The 3295-nt window shown below is 31.1% G+C and carries 3 protein-coding genes; all 3 read right to left on the reverse strand.

Annotation, left to right across the window (positions count from 1 at the left end):
- Window positions 1-127 precede the first annotated feature (127 nt).
- Window positions 128-442 carry a hypothetical protein gene (locus tag NK213_RS19330; protein ID WP_253352371.1) on the reverse strand — a complete coding sequence of 105 codons (315 nt, stop codon included), beginning with the start codon at window positions 440-442 and terminating at the stop codon, window positions 128-130.
- 72 nt (window positions 443-514) lie between these two features.
- Window positions 515-922, reverse strand: a complete 408-nt coding sequence (locus tag NK213_RS19335) for a hypothetical protein (protein WP_253352374.1) — start codon at window positions 920-922, stop codon at window positions 515-517.
- Window positions 923-1216: 294 nt separating this feature from the next.
- Complete coding sequence (locus NK213_RS19340; RefSeq protein ID WP_253352376.1) at window positions 1217-2920, reverse strand: leucine-rich repeat domain-containing protein; 1704 nt, start codon at window positions 2918-2920, stop codon at window positions 1217-1219.
- Window positions 2921-3295: the final 375 nt, after the last annotated feature.

Below are 3295 nucleotides of genomic sequence, written 5' to 3' on the forward strand. Positions count from 1 at the left end.
ATAGATAAATCAATATATGAAAAACAAATCTTTTATTATATCAGATTTAATTTACAGACTTTCTTGCACACTCCCAATGAAAATGCATATTTTTTACGTATGCATTTTTTATGTTTATTCAGATCTTTTAGTATGGATTAAATAACTTAAACTCCGGTATTATCTCCGGCAAATCTGACATGTCATCTTTAAAATCTCTTGTTTTCAATCCTTCAGGCATTATCACTCTGCTAATGTATATTCTGTATTTACAGCTATTACACCATGTTTGAAGATAGCCGATCATACTTTTTTTATCTCCGATGTATATATAATCCACAGCCTTCTCCTTACAACGAGGACAAACAAGGAATTCGCTGCCTTCTTTGTCATCACAGACTAATCGCAGCCATTCATAAAATATTTTCCTTTTCTCCATTTTTGTCTTTTTCCGCTTTTTCATAAACCTCTCTTCTTTTATCTTCCCTTTTATTTTTTTAATATTTAAAAAATTTTTTTATACTTTATTTATTAATTAATCAAGATTGCTGAAAAGCTCTATCTGCTTTGCTACATTCTTATCATTCATTGTCCCGCGTTTATAAATATAATCATCATTAATTCTAAGATCACCATTATTCAAAAACTCAAATTTAAATACTTCTCCACCCATAAACGGCTCCGTATCCACGGCTTTATGACTACATGTTCCTGAAAGAACTCCGTTTCCGGCATTATTTATATCATAAAAAATACATTCACCTGTATTAGAGCCGCCGGCATAGATAATCTTCAGACTTTCAGTGTTACTTTTAGACTTTTCTGCAAGAATATAATAAACTCCAATATCCTCTTTTTCAGGATCGTAATATGCTCCTGTTTTTACTGATCCTGAAAAACTTAATATTGAAATTAAAAGTAAAAATACTATAATTTTTTTCATACTGCCTCCTTATTTTTTTAAATTATTATAACATTAAATAAATCAGCATACAATATAATTTAAACATTAATTTTTCGATTTTTATTTAAGTATGAAAAAAGAAAATAATTTTACAAATGTTTTTTTATCTGTGCCATAATTAAAAAAATCTGCAATGAAAGGATATCCACCAATAGAGACTATTTGATGTGAAAGTTCTGATATTTTTCTATATAAAAGTGGATTTTCTGTCCAAAGTAAAAAATGCAGAAAATCCTGCAGCACACCTACCGCAGGATTTCCATTATTAATAATTTATTTCTTAAAAGTTTTTAAATTAGGCATATTTTTATGCGGATCTGGCATCTCATCATTTCCCCCTATTTTCCAACGTTCTGCATATAGTGTTTCAAGCAGCGGCATATTCGTGCTTAAAATTTGTTTCAGCAGTTCCGGCTTAGCCGGCGGTACATTCGAATATGAAGATTCTCCGCTGAAATAAAGTTCTCTTAATTTTTCCAGCTGTGAAAAGTCAGGTAAATTTTGTAAAGTAGGATTGCCGCTCAGCCTTAAAAATTCCAGATTTTTCAGATTTACAAAATCATCAGTCAAAGTGTACAAATAGTTATATGACAGATCAAGTTTTCTTAATTCAGTCATTTTACTAATAATGCGAAGCGCCTTTTCCTTGTCATCTTTATTCTTTTTACCGGCTTTTTCATAAGCTGTGGGCTCTGCACAGTTTTTTACCGTCAAAGATTCCAGATTTTTCAGTTTCAGAATTTTTTCATCAAAACGGCCGAAAAGCTGATAACTCCCCTCCACTTGAAGTTCCTTTAAAGACAATATTTTGCAGATATTATGAAAATCTTCCTGCGAAGCAATTCCAACAGTTAATTTTTCTAATGAAGGAAGAGTATGCAGACTCTCAGGTACAAGTGAAAAACTCCTCTTTATATCCAGCTCCTTCAGATTTACCAGTTCGGCTATCCGCGGACTTATTTCCACACGCCCTACTTTCAGTGATTCAAGCTGAGTCTGGCCGTATATTATGTCCGGCAATTTATCGAATTCACAGTTGCTGATATCCAGCTTCTTAGGGTCTTCACTTAATCTGTTGTATATTTCCGACATTGATATATCAAAATTACTCTTTCTATCAGGATTACGATATTCCCTCCCTTTTGCTACTGCGTCTGTTAATTTATCAAAATTTCCTCTATATTCGGGAAGAAGATACTCATCAAACTCATAATCCCCATAATCTCCTACACTATCTTCTGCAGCAGGTGCACAGTCCATATGGTGATCATAATTCATAAAAGTTCTGCATGTCAGATCTCCGTCTACACGAAACTCCCCGTCATTATAGAATCCTAACACTGTATCTTCTATATCTGCATTTCCTTCAATAATAAAGTCTGCTCCGCCTGCAATAATATTTTTAGCTTTTACATTTCCTCTAACCTGTAAAATAATACCATAATTAGAATTTTTATTAACAATACTTTCTGTAACTTCCAAGTTTTTCGTAAAATAAAGTCCTGATATAACTTCCATAAAAATCACATCTATTCCCAATTTTGCTCTTTCATCATCCTGATTATAATATACAGGAAAATCTGTTGTTTTTACTTCTTTGTCTTGTATATATTCGATTTTGAATGTTTGAAGTTCACTTTTTCTTATTGATTCCAGTTCCTTGTCTAGTTCCTCAATATTTCTTACTAACTTCCCGTTTACGGAAATAACTGTACTTCCAATTTTTACTCCTGCTGCTTCCAGTGGATTCCCCACTAACTTTCCGTTAATTTCCATTTCATATATTTCAGCAATTATAAATCCATAAGGGCAATTCAGTTTCTCCAGATACTCACTCATGCCACCAGCATCTAATTCCGGATTTAAATCCAGATTCCCCTCAATTATGTAATCTTCTGTTACACATATAAAACCTTCACCGGTACGGTCTTCATTTATAAACTCTCCCGGTAAATAATAAGATTTGTACCTTTTCATACTAGAACTCCTTAATTAGTTTTTTTGCAGTTTAAAATAAAATTTATTTTTCGATGTGTTCTTTCCATTTTATCATATTAGATTTTATTTTCCAAAATAAATTTAAACAATTAAAATTAATTAATTAATTAAATTTAAAAATTTATTTTTGTTTATAAATATCCTCTATCTTTATTTTATTAGAAAACTATTACAAAAAATTACTTTTTTTTAATTACCACTAAACATGTTTAAATGAAAAATAACACAGTAAAGCACTGTGTCATTTTTCATTGAATATATCTTTATAAAATAATCGATTATCCCTTTATCTTATTAACAATCTTTTCTACTGTAAATCCATACTCTTCTATTACTTTTCCTGCAGGCGCTGAT

The organism is Sebaldella sp. S0638, from assembly GCF_024158605.1.
Classification (GTDB): Bacteria; Fusobacteriota; Fusobacteriia; order Fusobacteriales; family Leptotrichiaceae; genus Sebaldella.

Excerpts from the sequence above, each read along its gene's own strand:
- NK213_RS19330 (WP_253352371.1), bottom strand. The coding sequence starts at position 442 with ATGAAAAAGCGGAAAAAGACAAAAATGGAGAAAAGGAAAATATTTTAT.
- NK213_RS19335 (WP_253352374.1), bottom strand. The coding sequence starts at position 922 with ATGAAAAAAATTATAGTATTTTTACTTTTAATTTCAATATTAAGTTTT.
- NK213_RS19340 (WP_253352376.1), bottom strand. The coding sequence starts at position 2,920 with ATGAAAAGGTACAAATCTTATTATTTACCGGGAGAGTTTATAAATGAA.